Here is a 19,696-nt window from a genome sequence, read left to right on the forward strand (position 1 = left end):
TCATCATGCAGGCCACGCTCGAACACATGACCATCTGGGGCTTGATCAGTGACGCCAGCCTGTTGGTCAAAGCGGTCATGCTCACTCTGCTGCTCGCGTCTTTGCTCAGTTGGTATTTGATCATCCAGCGCGGTCGGGTGTTGCGCGAACGCGAGCGGCAGATGAATGCCTTCGTGCAAAGGTTTCGTGGCGCTTCGGACTTACAGCCGCTGTACCGGGAAACCGCTTCTGACGAGAGCGGTGTAGTGCCGATTTTTCAAGCCGGGCTTCTCGAGTTCACTCACCTGCATCAGCGTGGGAGCAATTCCCCCGAGGTCGTGCTCGAGGGCACCGAGCGTGCGCTGTACGTGGCCATCAGTGAACAGGAAGTGCAGCTGGAAAAAGGTTTGCAGGTTCTCGCCACGGTCGGTTCGGTCAGTCCTTACATCGGTCTGTTCGGCACGGTGTGGGGAATCATGAATTCCTTCCTCGGCCTCTCTCAAGTGCAGCAAGCGACGCTGTCGACCGTGGCGCCGGGCATCGCCGAAGCGCTGATCGCCACGGCCATTGGCCTGTTTGCCGCGATCCCGGCGGTGATGGCCTACAACCGCTTTGCCTCGCGCAGCCAGACCCTGCTCACCCGTTACTACGCCTTCGGCAATGAGCTGCAGGTTCGTTTGCATCGCACCTTGCACGGCGCGCCGATGAACCTGGCCGCTGCGGCCTGAGAGGAGCGTGAATATGCTGATCAGACCGCAACGCAAGCACGGGCCCAAGGCCGAAATGAACGTGGTGCCTTACATCGACGTGATGCTGGTGCTGCTGGTGATTTTCATGGTCACCGCGCCAATGCTGACCCAGGGCGTGAAGATCGAACTGCCCAAGATCGCCAGTGAAGCGCTGGTCACCGACACGCGCCAGCAAATCCTCACGCTGTCGGTGAAGGCCGAGGGCGGTTACTACTGGAACCTCGGCGGTGAACTCGACACCGAACATCAGACCGATAGCGCCGTGAGCCTCGACGACATGCGGGCGAAAGTCGCGCACATCGTGGCCGAGCGGCAGGACACTCAGGTCTACATTCGCGCCGACAAGGACGCCGGTTATGGCAGCGTGGTCGCGGCCATGGCGGCGTTGCAACAGGGCGGCGTCAGCAACCTCGGGCTGGTGACCGAGGCCCCGCAATGACGGCGATGATCATGCACGGTCCGGCGATGGCGGTGTCGAGCAGTATTCGCGGCTCGTTCTGGCAGCACGGTGTGGCGGCGAGTCTCGCGGTGGCTTTGCATGCGATCGTTCTGGCGTTGCTGATGCATGGCTGGTCGCCGGAGAAACCATCTGTCGAAACGCCTGCGGTACTGCGCACCCAATTGATGATGTTGCAGCCGGCGCCGCAGCCCGTGGCACCGGAACCGGCGCCCGCAGTGGTCGAACCGGCACCGCCCGAACCCGTTGTCGCAGCGCCCGTCAAACCCGCCGTCGATCCGCAGATTCAGGCGCAAAAACTCGAGCAGGCGGTGTTGGCGCGTAAGCGGGTCGAGGACAAAAAACGCGAGCTCCAGGCCGAGCAACAACGTCAACGTCTGGAATCGGAAAAGCGCACTCGCGACGCTGAACAACAACGCCTCGCCGAGCAGCAATCACAACAAGCCGAGCAGGCTCGATTGAGCGCCGAGCGCGCCCGTCAACAGGCGGCACAAACCGCCGCCAACAGCCGCCAGTATTTGCCTTTGAGCAAGGAAGCGCCGGACTACCCGCAACGGGCGCTGGATAAAAATATCGAAGGTGATTGCACCGTGGAATACACGGTCAACCCGCAGGGCAAGGTTGAGAACCCCAAGGTGATCGATGGCTGTCATCCGTTGTTCATACGCCCATCGCTGGCTGCCGCGAACACCTTTCGCTATCAGCCCAAAGTCGTCGATGGGCAGGTGGTTTCAGTGCCGGCGGTGCGCAATACGTTTCACTACCGGATCAAGTGATTGGGTGAGCGAACACAGGGTCTGTGACTAGGAAAGATGCCTTGAGTTAGTGCCTGTGGCGAGGGAGCTTGCTCCCGCTTGACCGGGCTGGCGCTCCAGTGCGTAGCACGCACAAAAAATCGGCGTTTTTATCCGACTTTTGGGGCCGCTCCGCAGCCCAGCCCAGCGCGAGCAAGCTCGCTCGCCACAGAGGTAGGCGTTTACTCAATCGGGTCGAGCTGATCCAGCGCCCGATTCACGTTGAGTTCAGCCAGCATGATGACTTGCGCGATACCCAACAGGGTATTGCGAGCGGTCCCCTCGGTGTGATCGACCAGATCCATGGTCATCACATGGGCGGAGGCCAGCGATTCGCACGCGTTGCCCAACAAGTCTTCGGTATGGAGGTGCGGATCGATGACGTACCACGTGGTAAGGGTGCGTGGGGTGGCTCGAATGTCGGCGTAGGAGGGGATGCGTTCGGGGTCCTCGTGGCGGTTTTCTGAATTGAGGCTTTCGTGGGTGGAGGCTGGATCTGTTTCGGGCGGATTGGGGGTTGGCTTGGGCATTGATGACACTCCTGGAAAACAAAATTAGGAGCCATCACCCCTCGCTACCAAACGATGGGTGGCAGCCATACGCAGGTTGGTAGACCGGTCCAGGAACCCGGCGCATCCGAAGACGCCCCGCGCATGGCCACCATAAGATGCAGAAACAATTCTGCTGAGGTGGCGCGATGCGCCTGGAGGATCCGGGCTACCAAACCCGATCGCTGTTTTTTTCAGCGACCGGAAAACGATAAGCCCCATGCCCAAGGCGCACAAGCCGGCGGATTCTGGCGTAACGGTAGGGAATTACGCAAGACGCTGTAGCTTTCTTGACGTTACTTAGAGGCGTTTTAAACAAGGGGGTGTTTAACAGATCGAATCGATATCCAGCGTGTACGGTGCGCCAACGGTGTGCCCATAGATCGAAGCCGTCAGCGCGTCCTCATCCGGGTCTTCCGGCGCCATGGCGAACGGGTCTTTCACCTTGTTCTCAGGATGCGCCAGCCAGCGCGCCAGGTTTGCTTCCAGTTGCTCGGGCTGTTCCGACAGCGATCCGTAAAGCGCGTGTGCGCTAATCCTCTCAGGTCGAATCTTTTTTAGTCGGTTGACGGTAGTTTCTATCTTGCTCCGTTCAAGTCTCAGTGCATTGATGAGGTTCTCTCGAGTGCGACCATAAGCGTCCGAACGCCCCGGCAAATTATCTTCTTCATCCCTGAGCTGCTGAGTGATTCGTGCCAGCGACCTAGCGACCGAGTCAAACTCAATATCTGTAACCCGCGACTTTTTCGATTCTTGCGCAGTCTTCCACCGCAGCAACACCGCCCAACATGCCGGAACGTACCCGCCGGTCATCGAATGATTCCCGGCCTGGAAGATCTGCGCCAGCAAGGGCGGCCGATCCGGCAGCCCGTTTTTCTGCTGAATCGCTAAAGAGCACGCCGCATGTTGTGTACGCAACCACGCATCAGGGTCATGCACTTCGGCGAGGTTGGCGTAGGCCTCGACATGCTCGGCCAGCAAATAACGGTGGGCGTTGAGCCGGCGGATTTCCGAGGCTTGGGGTTGGGGCAGGGGAGTGCGCAGCCAGAGGGGGCTGTCCGGCACGGGGTATGTGCCGGGTGCAGGGTTTTGAGCGGTTTTCCAGGCTGTGCCGTCCCAGTAGCACACGCTGATCGCCGGCCCGAGGAAGGCTGGGGACTCTTCGACGGGTAGCTGGTTAAGCGCGCGACTCAACACCCGGTTGTCGTGAAAGCGATACAGCGCCTGATAGGGACGCGTCCCGACAATCAGCCGCTCTTGCCAGTGTTGGACCCATTCGCGCAGTGCACCTTTTTCCACGCTCGCCAGCCAACCCCAGTTGCGGTCGGGATGGTCCAGCAGGTCGTCGAGGCGTCTGTCGCCAGACTGTTCCAGGGTGAACATGTACGGCCCGGCGTCGGCCATGTTCACGAGGGTGGTGCCGTTGTAGACGCTCAGGTACTGGTCATGTCCGCTGGACTTCATCAACAGCTGACGGGTGTCACGCTCGTTCTGCGAGTCCAGCACCAGGCACAGTTCATGGCCCAGGCGGCGCTGTTCGTTCATCCATTGACGGGGGAGTGTGTTGATCATGCGGCGGTTCCTTGCGTTGGGCAGACGCCTTCACGGCAGGCTTCGCAGATCGGGCAGAAGTCCGCTGCCAACGCGTTGCTTGCTGCCATCAGTGCGGGCTGGGACGAGGCGAGCATCGGCGGCAGCTCAGGTGGCACGGACAAGCCATTAACTGACCGAGGCGCAGCGACCGAGGCGGCTGGCACGTGCATCGGCGCGCCACCGATCTGGACGGCGCTGCTGCCGAATATTCCGCCGCCACCTACTTGTAAATGTTCACCACCGGCTTCGATCAAGACCTTGGTCCTGGCCTTCAAAACGATCAGGTCGGCTTCAACGACAAACACCCGGCCAGCGCTGAACGCCAGTGTTTGATCAACGTGGGTGTGGCTATTTCCCGCTACTTGCAGATAGTCGTTGGCCTTGAGCTGTGTGTGCCGGTCACCGCTGGTGGTGCGATGCTCCGTGGCTTGCAGCACGGTAACGCTGTCACCTTTGACGGTGGTGCGTTGCTCGTTGCCGACCTCCAGACGGCTGTCGTTTTCTATCCGCTGTTCCATGTCTCGTTGGGCGCGCAGGTAAATCAACTCCTGACCAACACGGTCTTCAACGTGCACTTCGTTGAACCCGTTGCTGTCGGGCGTACTACGGGAACGGAATACGCTGCGGGTTTTGTGGGCGGGTAATTCGTAGGGCACCGGGTTGGCGCTGTTGGGGACACAGCCGATGATTTCGGGGTAGTCGGGGTCGCCGTTTTGAAAGCTGACTTGTACTTCCATGCCGACTCTTGGCAAGGCAACGCCCCCGAAGGCATTGCCAGCCAGAAGGGCGGAGACTCGCAGCCAGCAACTGCTTTTATCGTCGTTGCGACCTTCGCGATCCCAGAAGAACTGCACCTTGACTCGACCGTAGGCGTCGCAATGGATTTCCTCGCCTTCCGGGCCGGTGACCACGGCGCTTTGAACGCCGGCGATGCGCGGTTTGTCGTGGGTCAGTGGCGAGCGGTAGATCACGTCCCAAGGCGTGGCGACGAACTGGTTGCGATACCCCTGAAAGCCGTTTTCAAGGCCGGCGCCGGTGTAGGCCGCGTACTGTTGCAGGACTTGCGGCTGCTCGCCTTCATGCTCGATTTCGGTCAGCAGCCACAGGTCGTTCCATTCTTCTATGGGATGCTCGGACAGTGGCAGGAAATGCCCGGAGCGCAGCATCGGTTGGTCGCTTTTACCTCGTGCTACACGGTGCGCGGCGCCGTGACGCTCCTGTTCGCGTCGGCTCAAGAGCTTGCCGCGATCGCGCTGGGTGAAACGGCCGGGGTACTGGTAATCCTCGAGGTCGGGCTGAGTTCGGGAAACATCAGGCCGGCTCTCGGCCTCCAGTAAAATACGCGCTTTCTTGAAGTCGTAATCGCGGCGAGTGGTGCGGCTGGTACCGGCTTTCACTTTCACGTCAAAGTGATTGATCGCCGGCGTTTCGGCGACCATGCCCGTATCGTGTTTATAGCGTGTCGGACGGTCGAGTTTGGGAAACACGGTCTGGTCGTCGCCAAACACCAACACATGTTTTTCGCGGCTGTGCCGGAAGTGGTAGTGCAGACCTTCCTCCTGGCAGAGGCGTTCTATGAACTGGCGATCCGACTCCTGATACTGCACGCAGTACTCACGCTCCGGATAAACGCCGCCCAGTTGAAACTGGTGGAAATCCCGATGGATGCCGTGGCCGTCCAGGACTTGCGCAATGATGTGTGGAACGGTCATTTGCTGAAAGATGCGGCAATTGATGCGGTGGTGCAGGTACGCCAATCGAGGCACCAGCGTCACGTTATAGCGGGTCAGGCCGTTGCCGAAACTGCCTTTGCTCACGCTAAAAATTTGCCCGTGAATACCGTCGGCGGCCTCGTTAAAAGCGAGATAGGCCAGTTTGTTCAACAGGTCGTTTTGGTCCAGATCCCATCGGTCGCTGACCAGCTCGATCTCAAAGGCGTACGGCTGGCTGATGAATTCCTTGCCGTCGAATCTGAGTACCTGAAGGTCGTGTTGAAGGTCGTCAATCGTGAGGCTGAAACGGGCGTGAGGATCTGCGTTGAGCATTCAGGGTTCCTTTTCCTGTGGCGTGGCACAGGCTCCGGTAACGCTGATTTAACAAGTGCTAGTGACCTTCCATGGCCATCACCACAAAACGCCCCGGAGCCGGGTTAGTGCAAACCTATCAAGAGCCGGGATGAATTGATGTCAGTCGAGATTCCAATTTAAGCGTTTTCGGACGTTTCCTACTCCGTCCCGCGTAGAACTGTAGGAGCGCTGCTGCTACAGGATGTGCATTATGTGCGGAGTTAATATTCCTGAAAGATATAAATAGAGAATTATATATTCCTATTAATCTTGTTCCTTGGCGTGCACTTTGAACGCCTGGCCATCTACCCGGATGCGTTCGACACCCCACAGGAAGCCGCCTCATGACCATCAAAGCGATCAACGTCCGCAACCAGTTCAAAGGCGTCATCAAGGAAATCGTAGAAGGGGAAGTGGTCTCGGAAATCGACGTGCAAACCGCCTCCGGGATTGTCACTTCAGTGATCACCACCCGTTCGGTGCGCGATCTTGAGTTGAGAGTGGGAAGCGAGGTGATCGCGTTTGTAAAATCCACCGAAGTCTCGATTGCCAAGCTCTGACACGGCGATCCCTGTGGGAGCGAGCCTGCTCGCGATGGCCGACAACGATTACCCGTGCCGTCTGGGTGAACGCGGTGTCTGGAGGTTTTTCGCGAGCAGGCTCGCTCCCACAAGGTGATTGGGTGACGTCAGTGATCGCGTTCGTAAAATCCACCGAAGTCTCGATTGCCAAGCTCTGACACGGCGCTCCCACAATGGGGATTGGGGCACCAGCGATATCAGGTCGGCATCCGAGCAGGAATATTGCGCGTGAAGTTCACTGATCCTTTTCGCAATTGACCATCCACGACACGCCAAACCGGTCGACCAGCATGCCAAAGCGCGCCGCCCAGAAGGTCGTTTCCAGCGGCATCTGCACGCTGCCGTCTTCCGCCAGCGCGTTGAATACCCGCTCGGCCTCGGCGATGCTGTCGACGTTCAAGGAGACTGAACAGCCGGCCATGTCATCGGTGGGGCGATCCGGTGTGGTGTCCGAGCCCATGATCGCCTGATCGCCCACCGACAGGAGGGTGTGGATGATCAGGTTGTGCAGGTCGGCAGGAAAGTGCTCACGCGCGGGGCTTTCGCCGAAGGTCATCATCAGCTCGATCTGGCCTTGCAGGGCCTGGGCATAGAAGGTGAACGCGGCTTTGCAGTCGCCGTTGAAGATGAGGTAGGGATTGATTTTCATGTTTGCGCTCCCGGTCATTGAAGGGCACTCATCGGTCGGCGTTAGATTCGCCCAGTACATTCCGATGGTATTGACTCGGGTAGCAAAGCGCTAAAACGCTGCGGATGCTGGGGTTTTTTTAGATGTTTTTTCTATGGAAGGCGCGAGGCTTATCGCCTCAGGTGCGCGTCGCGGTGCCAGCAATCGCTCAATGGCGCCACCGACAAGGTTTTCCAGCAGTTCCTCTCGCTCGCGTTCATCCAGCGCATGCTGCGCCAGCCAGCACGGCGCGCTGTTCAGCAGATTCGCGATGGCATGTCCGGCGGCGCGTTGTGCCGGTTCGCTCAGGCGCGATTTGCTGCCAAGCATCCGCAGCAAGGTGCGTTCGTACTGCTCGCGCAATTGCCGAACGCGGGCTTGCTGCTCATCGTTCAGACAGCCGCTGTCGCGCTCCACCAGACGAAAATGCCAGGGCATTTCCTGATGCAGATTCAGGTGGGCGCGGATCAGGTTTTGCAGTTTGTCGCGTTTCGCTGAAGCCTTCTGATCGATGCGCCCGAGCGTCGACAGCAGTTCTTCGTAGAACTCTTCAATCAAGTCCAGCAGCAAGTGTTGTTTGCTCGGGTAATGGTGATACAACGAGCCCGGCGCCAGGCCCAGGCAGGCCGCGAGCTCACGCATGCCAACCTGACCGAAACCCTTGTTGGCAAACAGCTCCAGCACCTTGTCCCGGTATTCGGCAAAACGTGAGCAACGCTCAGGCATAGGCATGGAAACCACGCCCCGTTTTGCGTCCGAGGTAGCCGGCGGCGACCATTTCCTTGAGCAATGGCGCGGGGCGGTATTTGCTGTCGTTGAAGCCGTCGTAGAACGCTTCGAGAATCGCCAGCACGGTGTCCAGGCCGATCAGGTCGGCCAGCGCCAGCGGGCCGATGGGTTGGTTGCAACCCAGGCGCATGCCGGCGTCGATGTCTTCGGCGCTGGCCAGGCCTTCCTGAAACACCAGGATCGCTTCGTTGATCATTGGCACCAGAATCCGGTTGACCACAAACCCCGGACGGTTGCCGGCGGTGATTGCGGTTTTGCCGAGGGTGGTGGCCATGTCCAGCGCCAGCGCATGGGTCGCGTCGCTGGTTTGCAGGCCGCGGATCACTTCGATCAGGCCCATCACCGGCACCGGGTTGAAGAAGTGCAGGCCGATGAAACGCTCAGGCTGGCTGACGCTGGCGGCGAGCTGAGTGATGGACAGCGAAGACGTATTGGAGGCAATCACGCACTCGGCACTGACCTGCGCGGCGATTTGTTGCAGCACGCGCAGTTTAAGGTCGAGGTTTTCGGTGGCAGCTTCGATCACCAGTTGCACGGCTTTCAGGCTGCTGTAATCGGTGCTGGTGCGGATCTTGTCGAGGGCGGCGAGCTTCTGTTCCTGGGTCAGGGTTGCCTTTACGACCTGCCGATCAAGATTCTTGCCGACCGTCGCGAGCGCCTTTTGCAGCGCGCTTTCGGAAATATCGATCAAGGTCACGTTGAAGCCGGCCACGGCGCAGACTTGCGCAATGCCGTTGCCCATGGTGCCTGCGCCGATCACGCCGATGTTTTGCAGATTCATCTACCCATCCTTCCGATCAAACCCTGCGATACCTTGGCCGCCGCAACGGCCGAAGGCGTACTATTGGCCGCGAGTCTAGAACCGGCAGGGCGGTTGTCCTATGCCGGAACTGTTCAACGGTGCTGGTGTTTTTTGCCATTCGGGTGATGGGGAGCGAAACGTTCAGATGCGAGAAAAGGACTCGGTAGCCGCCTACTTCGTGCAGGCGATGACCCATGGGCTGGGGGACAACCCGAAGCGGTTGAGGGCCGCGCTGGAACAGGCGGGAATCAATCCCGCGTTGATCGAGGAACCGGTGGCGCGCGTGCCGGCCAATGCATTTGCTGCGTTATGGCTGATCCAGATTCGCGAGCTCAACGACGAGTTCTTCAAACTCGATTCCCACGGTATGCCGCCGGGCAGCTTCGCCCTGATCTGCCGGGCCTTGATACAGGAACCCGACCTGCACAAAGCCATGCGTCAATGCCTGAGCAACTTTGCGCTGTTCCTCCACGACTTTCGCGGCACACTGACGGTGCGTGGCAAGCGTGCCGTCATCAGCCTGGAAACCCGCGCGCAAAACGATGATCTCGCGCGTTTCGGCGAGGAGACGTTTCTAGTGTTGATGATCAGCTTGCTGTGCTGGCTGGGCGGTCGGCGTATCCCCATTGACCGCGCCGATTTTCGCCATGAACGTGTTTCCCTCAGCGATGACCCTTTGCTCTGGGGCCCGAACCTGACCTTCGGCGCCGAGCGCACCGAAATCGAATTCGCCAGTCACTTCCTGCGTTTGCCGGTGGTTCAGGACCTGGCCTCGCTGAAAGTGTTTTTGCGCACCGCACCGCAATGGCTGGTGATCCGCTTCCGCAACCAGCATGGCCTGGCCTCGCAAGTCCACCAGCGCTTGCGCAACAGTTCCTACAGCCAATGGCCGACCTTGCACGCCTTCGCCCTCGAACAACACCTGAGCCCCAGCACCTTCCGCCGCAAACTGGAGCGGGAAGGGTGTTCGTATCAGGAAATCAAGGATGAAGTCCGGCGCGGCGTGGCGTTTGAACAGTTGCGTCAGAGCAAAGCCAGCATTGGCGACATTGCCGAGCAACTGGGCTTTCAGGAGCCGAGCGCGTTTCATCGGGCGTTCAAGAAGTGGACGGGAGAGAGTCCGGGGCGTTATCGGGCACGGTTTCTCGAACGCATGACGTCAGACTTGGACTGAGTTTTCGTCCATTTTTTCTTTGTTGAATGTAGGAGGATTTTTCGCGTGTAGTCCCGTTTGTAGTCCTGAGAATTCTTGTGACGACTGCAGTTCAGCCGTGGATGACACAGACCGTAGAGGTGCTGTATTTATTGGCTCCGGGTCGAACTTTTCAAAGGATTGGAAATGACATGGATGGCTTGGTCAAGGAAGTGATTCCGTTGCTGCAGTATTTACTCCCGGGGTTTTTGGCTGCCTGGATTTTTTACTCGCTGACGGCGTTCAAGCGTCCGGACACTTTTGGGCAGATAGTGCAGGCGCTGATTTTTACATTTGTGATTCAGTCGCTGGTGGTCGGTTTGGAGGGGTTGTTGCTCCTGATGGGAGAGCGGTTTTTTTCGATCGGCGTATGGAGCAGGAAATCGGAGGCTCTGTGGTCAGCGATGATTGCGCTGCTGCTGGGGTTTATTTCGTGCCACGTCGCGAACAGCGACAAGCTGCATGCGTTGCTCAGGAAGCTGAAAGTTACTACCCAAAATTCGTTCCCCTGCGAGTGGTACAGTGCTTTTTTATCGAGACAGGGATTCGTGATACTGCATTTGATTGGAGGGAAGCGCCTGTTTGGCTGGCCAAGCGAATGGCCATCGGAGCCTGCAAACGGACAGTTTGTTCTCGAGTTTCCTAGCTGGATTGATAAGGACGACAATCCCTTACCGGGCAAGGCCGAAGTTATTGTTATTGATGCTTCGAAGGTTCAGTGGGTCGAATTTGCAACAAAAATAGGGTGATCAAATGACATGCAAAATGCCGAATGTAATGCCGCCGGAACTGAGGCGGCTAATGGAGGACTGGCATAACGGTGGTCCTCCTCCCCCCGGATTGGTGATTCCAATCGGCCCTCCACCTTCAAGAAGAGAATACGAGAGACCGCGCGGGCGCAACCGATAAAGATGCCTGCGACCCTTTCCCGTGTCACCTCATTGCTCGACCAGGCCAGACGCGCTTTGCTCTTGGTCTGGGGAACCTCTCGCGGGTTGTTTCTGGGTTTGGTGGTCGCCACCCTCATTGCAGGCGTACTCCCGGCGCTGGCCGCCTGGCTGGGGCAACGCATTGTCGACGCGGTGGTCTTCGCCATGCAGTTGCACGCGCAACAGGGCAGCGCACCGTTGTGGCCCGTGGTGCGTTACGTGCTGTTTGAAGCCGGTGTACTGGCTTTGCTGTCCGCGACTCAGCGGGCGCTGTCGGTCCAGCAGTCGCTGTTGCGGGTGCAGTTGGGGCAGAAGGTCAACACGATGATTCTGGAGAAAGCCCAGACGTTATCGCTGGTGCAGTTCGAGAACTCCGAGTTTTACGACAAGCTGGTGCGCGTCCGGCGCGAGGCGTCGACCCGGCCGCTGGCGCTGGTGATGAAATCGTTGGGGTTGATCCAGAACCTGATCGTGCTGATCAGCTTCGGGGTGTTGTTGGTGCATTTTTCGCCGTGGGCGCTGGTGCTGTTGGTGGTCGGCGCCTTACCGGTGTTTTTTGCCGAGGCGCATTTTTCCGGTGATGCATTCAGGTTGTTCACCCGTCGTGCTCCGGAGAGTCGGCAGCAGAATTACATCGAGACGCTGCTGTCCCACGAAGGCTACATCAAAGAGGTCAAGCTGTTCGGTTTCGCGCCGCTGCTGTTGCAGCGCTATCGCGGGACGTTCGCCCGTCTGTACGCCGAGGACCGGCGACTGACCTTGCGTCGCGATGGTTGGGGTTTTGTGCTCGGCTTGCTCGGCACGGGGGCGTTTTATCTGGCGTATGCGTGGGTGGTGGTCGACGCGGTTCACGGCAGTATTACCCTTGGCCAGATGACCATGTACCTGGTGTTGTTCAAGCAGGGGCAAACGGCGGTCAGCAGCAGTTTGAGCGCCATCAGTGGCCTCTATGAAGACGGGCTGTATCTGTCGAGCCTCTATGAATACCTGGCCGAACCTGTGGTCGCTGATACCGGCAGCCTCACGGTAGGCGCAGTGCCTGGCGATGGCTTGCGCTTCGAGAATGTCGGTTTCCACTATCCGGGCGCCAGTCGCGCGGCGCTGGAGGGTATCGACCTGCACCTCGTGCCGGGGCACAGCGTGGCGCTGGTGGGGGAGAACGGTTCGGGCAAGACTACCCTGATCAAATTGCTGACCCGCCTGTATCGCCCCGATCAGGGCCGTATTTTGCTGGACGGCAGTGATTTGCAGACGTGGGAAGAGGACGCGCTGCGGCGGCGCATTGGCGTGATTTTTCAGGATTACATCCGTTATCAGTTCTCCGTGGGCGAGAACATCGGCGTCGGTGACACCCTGGCCTTCAACGACGAGCAGCGCTGGCAGACCGCTGCCACCGAGGGCATGGCCGCGCCGTTCATCGAGCGTCTGGATCGCGGGTATGCCACGCAATTGGGCCGTTGGTTTGCGGGTGGGCAGGAGTTGTCAGGCGGGCAATGGCAGAAAATTGCCTTGTCCCGCGCTTACATGCGCCGCGACGCCGATATCCTGATTCTCGACGAGCCGACCTCAGCACTCGACCCCGCGGCGGAAGCGGCAGTCTTCGAGCATTTCAGCGAGCACACCGAAGGCCGGATGACGCTACTGATTTCCCACCGGTTCTCCAGCGTGCGCAACGCAGACCACATCATCGTGCTGGATCAGGGCGCGATCCTTGAGCGCGGTGATCACGACAGTCTGGTCGCGGCGGGCGGGCGTTATGCGCAGTTGTTCAATCTGCAGGCGCAAGGATATCGCTAACGGTCAGGAGTCCCGAGCCGTGCGAGTCAGCGTCGGCCCGGCGATCTGTGGTGTTTTCGCCTTCATCAAACTGTCCAGAGCCTGGCGATACTGAGTGCCACCCAGACTCATGCTGTTGTTGTGCGTGCCGCCGGGCACCAGCAACAGTCGCTTGGGCTCGTTGGCGGCGTTGAACAACTGCTGGCTGAACCGCGAGGGCATGAACGGGTCTGCCAGGCCATGCACCACCAGCAGCGGCATGTCGATGTCGACGATCTTGTCGATGGAATCGAATTTCTGCGACAGCAACCAGCGCACCGGCAACCATTTCACCGGCAGTTTGTTTTCGGCGACCTGCGCCACCGCATCGCCCAACGACGTGAAGGTCGACTCGATCACCAAACCGCGCACCGGGACGGCGACGTGGTCCTTTTTCGCTTTAGCGGCCAATTCAGCCGCGAGGTCGATGGCCACCGCGCCGCCGAGGGAATGGCCGTAGATCAGCCGTTTGCTGGCGTCCGGTTGCATCGTGGTGAAGCGATCCCAGGCGGCGCGGGCATCTTCGTAGACACTGGCTTCCGACGGCAGATCACCCTTGCTCTGACCAAAACCGCGATAGTCGATGGCCAACACCGAATAGCCCATGGCGCGCAGTTGTTCGATGCGAAAGGCCTGGCCTGTCAGATTCCAGCGCACACCGTGCAGATACAGAATGGACGGCGCATCCCGACGCGCTGCCGGCCACCACCATGCATGCAGGCTTTGCCCGGCCTTGAAGCTGGCGGGCTGGATGTCGAACTCCTGGACGTCTTTGGGTAAGCCTCGATACCAGCCGGCGGTACCCGGTTCGATACGGAACAACAATTCGCGCTCGGTGTGCTTCAGCACACCACAACTCACGGGCAGGCCGACCATCAGCGCAGCCATGCACAGCAGCGGCAGCCAGCGTCGGCGCAGACGGGTGAGAAGGGTGGCGGGCATCGACTGGTTTACCGATAAAGGACTGAAGTGCGTTTTTTAACAGAAGCGAACCGGACGCGGGAACAAATTCGACAGCCGTTCACAGATTCCAACCTGTGGGAGCGAGCCTGCTCGCGAAAGCGGTGTATCAGTCGGCTTCAATGTTGACCGTCATACTGCTTTCGCGAGCAGGCTCGCTCCCACAGGGGTTTTGTGTCGCTTACTCCACCCGCAACACAATCTTGCCGATGTGATCACCCGCTTCCATCCGCGCATGGGCCTACGCCGCATCCACCAACGGATAGACCTTGTCGATCATCGGCAAACAACGCCCGGCAGCCAGTACCGGCCACACGTATTCACGCAGCTGTTCAGCGATAGAGGCTTTTTCTTCGCGGGTGCGCGAGCGCATCAGCGAGCCGGTGATCGTAGCGCGTTTGCCGAGGATCGCCATCAGGTCGACGTCCTTGGCGTGGGCGCCGCCGAGGAAACCCAGCATTACCAGCCGTCCCTCCATGCCCAGCGCCGCGATGTTCGCGTTCAAGTACGAGCCGCCCATGATGTCGAGTATCACATCGACGCCTTTGCCGGCGGTTTTTTCCGCGATGACCTGGGCGAAGTCCTGATTGCGGTAGTTAATCGCTTCGGCCCCCAGCTTGCGGATCGTCGCGCACTTTTCCTCACTGCCTGCGGTGGCGAAGGCCTTGACCCCGAATTCGCGACACAACATCAAGGCCGTCGTGCCGATGCCGCTGGTGCCGCCGTGAATCAACGCGCGCTGGCCTTTGCTGGCGCCGCCAATATCGAACAGGTTGGCCCACACCGTGAAGAACGTTTCCGGAACCGCCGCCGCCTGAACCCAATCCATACCGTGAGGTATTGGCAATGTCTGGCTGGCCGGGGCGACGCAGTACTGGGCGTAGCCGCCGCCGTTGGTCAATGCGCAGACGTTATCGCCGACGATGAATTCGCTGACGTCTTTACCGACGGCGACCACTTCGCCGGCCACTTCCAGACCGGGGATCGGGCTCATGCCGGGTTTCATCGGGTACTTGCCGGCACGTTGGATCACGTCGGGCCGATTGACCCCGGCAGCGTGCACGCGAATCAGCACTTCGCCCACGCCGGCAGTGGGCACCGGTTCCTGACGCGGCTTCAGCACGTCGGGGCCACCGGGTTCGGTGATTTCAATCAGGGTCATGGTTTGGGGCAGAGTCATGTCGGCGTCCTTTTAGGGCAGTAGAAACTGGGACCGCGATTTTGCGCGGTAGATCAAAAGATCACAGGCTGCGCCAGCTCCTACGGGGGCGCGCGCTCGGCCTGCGATCTGTTGATGTTCATGAGCAACTGATTACCGGTACCGGCCGGTCACGACGGTTCACCCACCGCACGCCCTGTTCCAGCAGCAACGCCACGACAATCGCACCCGCCGCCATAATGAACAACAACCCATGATGCCCGCCGCTGGCATTGAACAACGCCGAATAGGCGAATCCTGCAATTGCCTGGAATGTGGCGAAGGAGACCGTGGCGCGACTCCAGGCGATCTGCTGCAGGTGATGGTTCGGGATCAGCTCGTGAACCCGGGCCAGCGCCAGCGGCACGATGCCCGGCGGGAACGAGCCGAGGATCACCGCCAGCAAGGCCAGTGCGGTGAATGAGCTGGAAATCGATAAGAGCCCGACGGTAATCGCCTGCACCACCAGTACCAGACGAATGCTCAGACGTGCACCGAGTTTATCGGCCAGAAAACCGTAACTCACCGGCCCGATGATCGCGCCGACGCCATACATCACCCATATCAGTGCGCCGACGTGCGACCCGGCCCCCAGCCCGCGAGCGACGTAGTCCACCAGAAACACCATCGCGGGTACGAGCCCGGCGGCCATGAACGCGTATTGAGCGAACAACAGATAAACCTGTGGATCGACGGGGACCTTGGCTTCTTCGACCGACGACGTAGCGGGCGCAGTGTGAGCGGCTGAAGGCCAGGCGAACCAGCTGGCAGCAGTCAGCACCAGTGCCAGCACGCCAAGACCAAACCAGGTGTCCTGTAAGCCCAGGCTCAACAGCGGCGGGACAATCGTCCCCGATCCGGCAATGCCCAAACCAATACCCAGAAAAATCGCACCACTGGCCAGCCCGCGACGGGACGCCGGCACATGCGGCAGCACGGTCGCAGCGACCAGCACCATGATCGCGCCGCCGGCGACGCCCGACAGCAGGCGCCAGCCGAAGAACCAGCTCACCGACAGCGGGAAGCCACAGGCGAAAAACGATAGCGTCACCGCCACCATCATCAGGCGCAGGGCGCTTTTGTTGGAGGTGCGACGGGCCAGCGGATGGCCGATCAGTGCACCGATCAGGTAACCCACCAGATTGGCGGCACCGAGGTAGACCACGTCGCTGGCGGAAAACCACTGGGCCTGGATCAGTGAAGGAATGAGCGGCGTGTAGGCGAATCGTGCGAGGCCGATGCTGACCAGACTGGCGCACAGACCGGCGAAGATCGGCAGCCAGAGGGCGTTGCGGGGCGTGGTTGCTGTCGTGAGCATGGGAGCTCTCCTGTGAAATGTTCTCTGGTGCCCAGCTTATCCACATTGGTCGATGCATTAACGCAGCGAATTTGCGCTATGGTGATGCGCATATGCATCACGGGGGAAATCTATGAATTGGGATGACGCCAAGGTGTTTCTGGCGGTTTGCCGGGAATCAACGCTACGCGGCGCTGCACGGGTTTTGGGCGTCGATCAGGCCACTGTTGGCCGACGCGTGACGGCGCTGGAAAAGTCCTTGAGCGCGACGCTGTTTCTGCGCACCTCGGACGGCTATGCCCTGACTGCCGTCGGCGAAGCGGCGTTGAAGGCCGTAGAGAAAATGGAGCACTCCGCGCTGGAGCTACAGCGTCAGATTCAAGGGCTGGACGATCGACTGACCGGCACCGTTCGGGTCAGCACCACGGATTCCCTGGCCATCGACTTCCTGATTCCAGCCATTGCCCGCCTGCACGAGCAACATCCGGACGTGCGCGTGCAACTCGATGCCTCGACACAGATTCTCAGCCTGGCGAAACGCGAAGCCGACATCGCCGTGCGCAATACCCGACCGGACAATCCGGACCTGATTGCCCGGCGCATTGCACGCTGGCCGGTGGGTTTGTTTGCCTCGCAAGCGTACATCGACGCCCACGGCGTGCCGGAACCGGGTTCGGCCTTTGCGGGGCATGATCTGGTGGTGTATCAGCCGTACTTGCAGGGCAACAAGGAAATCACCCTGGTGGCGGAACCGCTGGGGCGCGGGCGGATCGTGTCGAGCCTGAGCTCGGGCCTGCTGGTGCGCCGTGCGATTGCCGCCGGGATCGGGCTGGGGGAAATTCCGGTGTACATGGGCGAGCGGGACGGGCTGGTCAGGCTGTGGCCGGAGCGCACCCGACCGGTGCCGTACGACGTGTGGCTGGTGACGCATGCGGACTTGCGGCATACCGCGCGGGTGCGGGTGGTGATAGATGAAATTGTTGCGGGGTTTTCGGGGACTGGGGAGTGATGGATAAACAGATCGCAGCCTTGTTTTACTCGACAGCTCCTACAGGTATTCGCGTGTACCCGTAGGAGCTGTCGAGCGAAGCGAGGCTGCGATCTCTTGATCTTCCTATCAAACGTTACGGCATTTCCGGCAGCTCTTGCGGACGCAGGTCAAACACCAGCACCTCGGCATCCACGCCGTTGCTCAAGGTCAGCAGCTGTTCATCCCGAACCCGCACGCCATCGCCTTCCTGCAATTGCACGCCGTTGAGTTCAACGCTACCCCGCGCCACATGCACGTAGGCAAAGCGATGGGCGGCCAGTTCCAGGCTGGCGCTTTCCTTGCCGTCAATCAGGCCGGCATAGACCCGAGCATCCTGACGCACCTTCAGCGAGCCGTTTTTTCCTTCGGGAGAAATGATCAGTTGCAGGCGTCCGCGTTTTTTCTGCGTGCTGAAATGCTCTTGCTGATAGCGCGGTTTCGCGCCGCTGACCTCCGGCACAATCCAGATTTGCAAAAAGTGCACGCCACGGGTTGCCGAGTGGTTGTACTCACTGTGCGCCACGCCGCTGCCGGCGCTCATCAATTGCACGTCGCCGGGGCGGATCACCGAACCGGTGCCCAGGGTGTCCTTGTGTTCCAGGGCACCTTCGAGCACGTAGGAGAAAATTTCCATGTCGCGGTGCGGATGCTGGCCGAAGCCTTTTCCGGCGGCCACGCGGTCGTCGTTGATCACCAGCAGGTCGGAAAAGCCTTGCTCTTTTGGGTTGCGATAGTTGGCGAAGGAAAAGGTATGGAACGACTTCAACCAACCGTGATTGGCCGCACCGCGATCGGAAGCTTTGCGAAGGGTCAGCATGATGAAATCTCCTGTGGGGACGGTGATTCGTCCGAGTGAGGAGAAGGTTAATGGTTACCCTAAAAGACAGTAAGTAGATGGAAATTGAAATACTGTCTCGTACAGGTTGACAGTGGGTGATGCCAGATTCGGGTATTCTTACGCCGCAAGCCTTTGCACTGACCTTGTGGGAGCGAGCCTGCTCGCGAAAGCGTTGTATCAGCCAGCATCTATTTTTCTGACACAGCGCTTTCGCGAGCAGGCTCGCTCCCACAGGGGCCGGCGTTGGGCAGGCTGACCTTATTATGATCTCAGTGATTTTGAACCCATGAAAACCGTGGCAATGGTGCTTTTCCCCGACTTTCTCCTGCTCGACATGGCCGGGCCGATGGAGGTGTTTTCCATCGCCAATCGCTACCTGGCGCCCGCCGACCGTTACCAGCTGTCAACCATCGGCACCGAGCACGGGGCGTTGCGTGCCTCCAATGGCGTCAGCGTTCACGCCGATCTGCACATCGATCAGGCCGATCAACCGTATGACCTGCTGCTGGTGCCCGGTGGGCCCGGCGCCTACGACGACAAACACCCACCGCTGCTCGCCTGGTTGAAGCGCGCCGTCACCCGATCAAGCCGCTACGGCTCAATCTGCACCGGCGCCTTTGTGCTCGGACATGCCTGCCTGCTCGACGGTTACCGCGTGACCACGCACTGGCACTACACCGAACGGCTGATCAAGGGTTTCCCCAAGGCCACGGTGGAGACCGACCAGATTTACGTGCTGGACCGCGACCTTATCACCTCGGGCGGCGTTACCGCCGGCATCGATCTGGCACTGGCGGTGGTTGCCGAGGACCACGGCAAGAAAGTCGCCCAGGACGTGGCCAAGGTATTGTTGGTCGTCATGAAACGTCAGGGCGGGCAGGCGCAATTCAGCCCGTTGATGGCCGCCGTCGCGCCCCATGAAACGCCGGTGACCCGTGTGCAGAACTATGTGCTCGACCATCTGGATGAAGCCTTCAGCATCGAACGCATGGCCGGCCTGGCGACCATGAGTCCGCGTCATTTCGCCCGGGTATTCGCCCGTGAAGTGAACATGACGCCGATGGAGTTTCTGCAAAGTGCACGCATCGATTGCGCGAGAAATCTGCTGGAAACCAGCGACCTGCCGCTGAAGACCGTGGCCTTTAAAAGTGGCTTCGGCAGTGTCCGGCATATGCGTTTTCTGTTCAGTGAAAAGCTCGGTTTGACCCCCACTCAGTACCGCGAACAGTTCAGTTAGAGCCTTCTTGTCCGTTACGCGCACCGCGATGGCCGTGACGCTCCCACCGTGGCGGTTGTTCTGTCACTGAGGCCTGCCAAGATACGCAGAACTCTCTTCAAAGGAGGCGTGCGAGTCTGGCGCGTAATGGATTCCAGGTCCTTTGCGCCGTTGCGGTTTGCACGCATGAATGAGC

19 protein-coding genes are annotated in these 19,696 nt (G+C 59.7%); 9 read left to right on the plus strand and 10 right to left on the minus strand.

Annotated features, from left to right (window positions below):
- Positions 1 to 5: 5 nt before the first annotated feature.
- The 3 genes from tolQ to F8N62_RS01215 are packed head-to-tail and all read left to right on the plus strand — an operon-like array spanning position 6 to position 1,961.
- The gene (tolQ, locus tag F8N62_RS01205; RefSeq protein ID WP_150709232.1) at positions 6 to 707 is read left to right on the plus strand and encodes a protein TolQ; all 702 of its coding nucleotides are present in this window, start codon (positions 6 to 8) and stop codon (positions 705 to 707) included.
- Between the two features lie 13 nt (positions 708 to 720).
- Positions 721 to 1,167, plus strand: a complete 447-nt coding sequence (gene tolR, locus F8N62_RS01210) for a protein TolR (RefSeq protein ID WP_150709233.1) — start codon at positions 721 to 723, stop codon at positions 1,165 to 1,167.
- Complete coding sequence (locus F8N62_RS01215) at positions 1,164 to 1,961, plus strand: energy transducer TonB (protein ID WP_150709234.1); 798 nt, start codon at positions 1,164 to 1,166, stop codon at positions 1,959 to 1,961. Before tolR ends, F8N62_RS01215 begins: the two co-directional genes overlap by 4 nt.
- A gap of 200 nt (positions 1,962 to 2,161) precedes the next feature.
- Here F8N62_RS01215 and F8N62_RS01220 read toward each other — a convergent pair whose 3' ends face one another.
- From F8N62_RS01220 to F8N62_RS01230, 3 genes are all read right to left on the minus strand, one after another.
- Complete coding sequence (locus F8N62_RS01220) at positions 2,162 to 2,509, minus strand: DUF6124 family protein (protein ID WP_150709235.1); 348 nt, start codon at positions 2,507 to 2,509, stop codon at positions 2,162 to 2,164.
- A gap of 345 nt (positions 2,510 to 2,854) precedes the next feature.
- Positions 2,855 to 4,099: a DUF4123 domain-containing protein gene (locus F8N62_RS31650; protein WP_224791324.1), complete on the minus strand. Its 1,245-nt coding sequence runs from the start codon at positions 4,097 to 4,099 to the stop codon at positions 2,855 to 2,857.
- The gene (locus F8N62_RS01230) at positions 4,096 to 6,165 is read right to left on the minus strand and encodes a type VI secretion system tip protein VgrG (RefSeq protein ID WP_150709236.1); all 2,070 of its coding nucleotides are present in this window, start codon (positions 6,163 to 6,165) and stop codon (positions 4,096 to 4,098) included. Before F8N62_RS01230 ends, F8N62_RS31650 begins: the two co-directional genes overlap by 4 nt.
- A gap of 365 nt (positions 6,166 to 6,530) precedes the next feature.
- On the opposite strand from F8N62_RS01230, the gene F8N62_RS01235 reads away from it, so the two are divergent.
- Positions 6,531 to 6,746 carry a TOBE domain-containing protein gene (locus tag F8N62_RS01235; protein WP_008032823.1) on the plus strand — a complete coding sequence of 72 codons (216 nt, stop codon included), beginning with the start codon at positions 6,531 to 6,533 and terminating at the stop codon, positions 6,744 to 6,746.
- Positions 6,747 to 7,002: 256 nt separating this feature from the next.
- On the opposite strand, the gene F8N62_RS01240 is transcribed toward F8N62_RS01235, so the two are convergent.
- From F8N62_RS01240 to F8N62_RS01250, 3 genes are all read right to left on the minus strand, one after another.
- Positions 7,003 to 7,416, minus strand: coding sequence for a VOC family protein (locus F8N62_RS01240; RefSeq protein ID WP_150709237.1), 414 nt, complete (start codon positions 7,414 to 7,416; stop codon positions 7,003 to 7,005).
- Between the two features lie 90 nt (positions 7,417 to 7,506).
- Entirely contained in the window at positions 7,507 to 8,166 is a 660-nt protein-coding gene (locus F8N62_RS01245; RefSeq protein ID WP_150709238.1) for a TetR/AcrR family transcriptional regulator, read from the minus strand.
- Positions 8,153 to 9,004 carry a 3-hydroxybutyryl-CoA dehydrogenase gene (locus tag F8N62_RS01250; RefSeq protein ID WP_150709239.1) on the minus strand — a complete coding sequence of 284 codons (852 nt, stop codon included), beginning with the start codon at positions 9,002 to 9,004 and terminating at the stop codon, positions 8,153 to 8,155. The genes F8N62_RS01245 and F8N62_RS01250 overlap by 14 nt, the downstream gene beginning before the upstream one ends.
- Positions 9,005 to 9,170: 166 nt before the next feature.
- Here F8N62_RS01250 and F8N62_RS01255 point away from each other — a divergent pair, with 166 nt between their 5' ends.
- The 3 genes from F8N62_RS01255 to F8N62_RS01265 all read left to right on the plus strand — a co-directional run bounded on the left by F8N62_RS01255 (position 9,171) and on the right by F8N62_RS01265 (position 12,943).
- Complete coding sequence (locus F8N62_RS01255) at positions 9,171 to 10,199, plus strand: AraC family transcriptional regulator (protein ID WP_150709240.1); 1,029 nt, start codon at positions 9,171 to 9,173, stop codon at positions 10,197 to 10,199.
- 170 nt (positions 10,200 to 10,369) lie between these two features.
- Positions 10,370 to 10,966: a DUF6338 family protein gene (locus F8N62_RS01260; RefSeq protein ID WP_150709241.1), complete on the plus strand. Its 597-nt coding sequence runs from the start codon at positions 10,370 to 10,372 to the stop codon at positions 10,964 to 10,966.
- 162 nt (positions 10,967 to 11,128) lie between these two features.
- A complete protein-coding gene (locus tag F8N62_RS01265) occupies positions 11,129 to 12,943 on the plus strand; it encodes an ABC transporter ATP-binding protein (protein ID WP_150709242.1) in 1,815 nt (604 codons plus the stop codon).
- Positions 12,944 to 12,946: 3 nt separating this feature from the next.
- Here the strand turns inward: F8N62_RS01265 and F8N62_RS01270 are convergent, their stop codons facing one another.
- From F8N62_RS01270 to F8N62_RS01280, 3 genes are all read right to left on the minus strand, one after another.
- Positions 12,947 to 13,903, minus strand: a complete 957-nt coding sequence (locus F8N62_RS01270; protein WP_150709243.1) for an alpha/beta hydrolase — start codon at positions 13,901 to 13,903, stop codon at positions 12,947 to 12,949.
- Positions 13,904 to 14,162: 259 nt separating this feature from the next.
- The gene (locus tag F8N62_RS01275) at positions 14,163 to 15,101 is read right to left on the minus strand and encodes an NAD(P)H-quinone oxidoreductase (RefSeq protein ID WP_150709244.1); all 939 of its coding nucleotides are present in this window, start codon (positions 15,099 to 15,101) and stop codon (positions 14,163 to 14,165) included.
- Positions 15,102 to 15,219: 118 nt separating this feature from the next.
- The gene (locus F8N62_RS01280) at positions 15,220 to 16,437 is read right to left on the minus strand and encodes a YbfB/YjiJ family MFS transporter (protein ID WP_150709245.1); all 1,218 of its coding nucleotides are present in this window, start codon (positions 16,435 to 16,437) and stop codon (positions 15,220 to 15,222) included.
- 112 nt (positions 16,438 to 16,549) lie between these two features.
- On the opposite strand from F8N62_RS01280, the gene F8N62_RS01285 reads away from it, so the two are divergent.
- Positions 16,550 to 17,425: a LysR family transcriptional regulator gene (locus tag F8N62_RS01285; RefSeq protein ID WP_150709246.1), complete on the plus strand. Its 876-nt coding sequence runs from the start codon at positions 16,550 to 16,552 to the stop codon at positions 17,423 to 17,425.
- Between the two features lie 115 nt (positions 17,426 to 17,540).
- Here F8N62_RS01285 and F8N62_RS01290 read toward each other — a convergent pair whose 3' ends face one another.
- On the minus strand, positions 17,541 to 18,263 hold the full coding sequence (locus F8N62_RS01290) for a pirin family protein (RefSeq protein WP_150709247.1): 723 nt from the start codon (positions 18,261 to 18,263) through the stop codon (positions 17,541 to 17,543).
- A 307-nt stretch (positions 18,264 to 18,570) separates the two neighbouring features.
- On the opposite strand from F8N62_RS01290, the gene F8N62_RS01295 reads away from it, so the two are divergent.
- The gene (locus F8N62_RS01295; protein ID WP_150709248.1) at positions 18,571 to 19,521 is read left to right on the plus strand and encodes a GlxA family transcriptional regulator; all 951 of its coding nucleotides are present in this window, start codon (positions 18,571 to 18,573) and stop codon (positions 19,519 to 19,521) included.
- The last annotated feature ends 175 nt before the right edge of the window (positions 19,522 to 19,696 follow it).

This window comes from Pseudomonas fluorescens (assembly GCF_902497785.1).
Lineage (GTDB): Bacteria > Pseudomonadota > Gammaproteobacteria > Pseudomonadales > Pseudomonadaceae > Aquipseudomonas > Aquipseudomonas fluorescens_BO.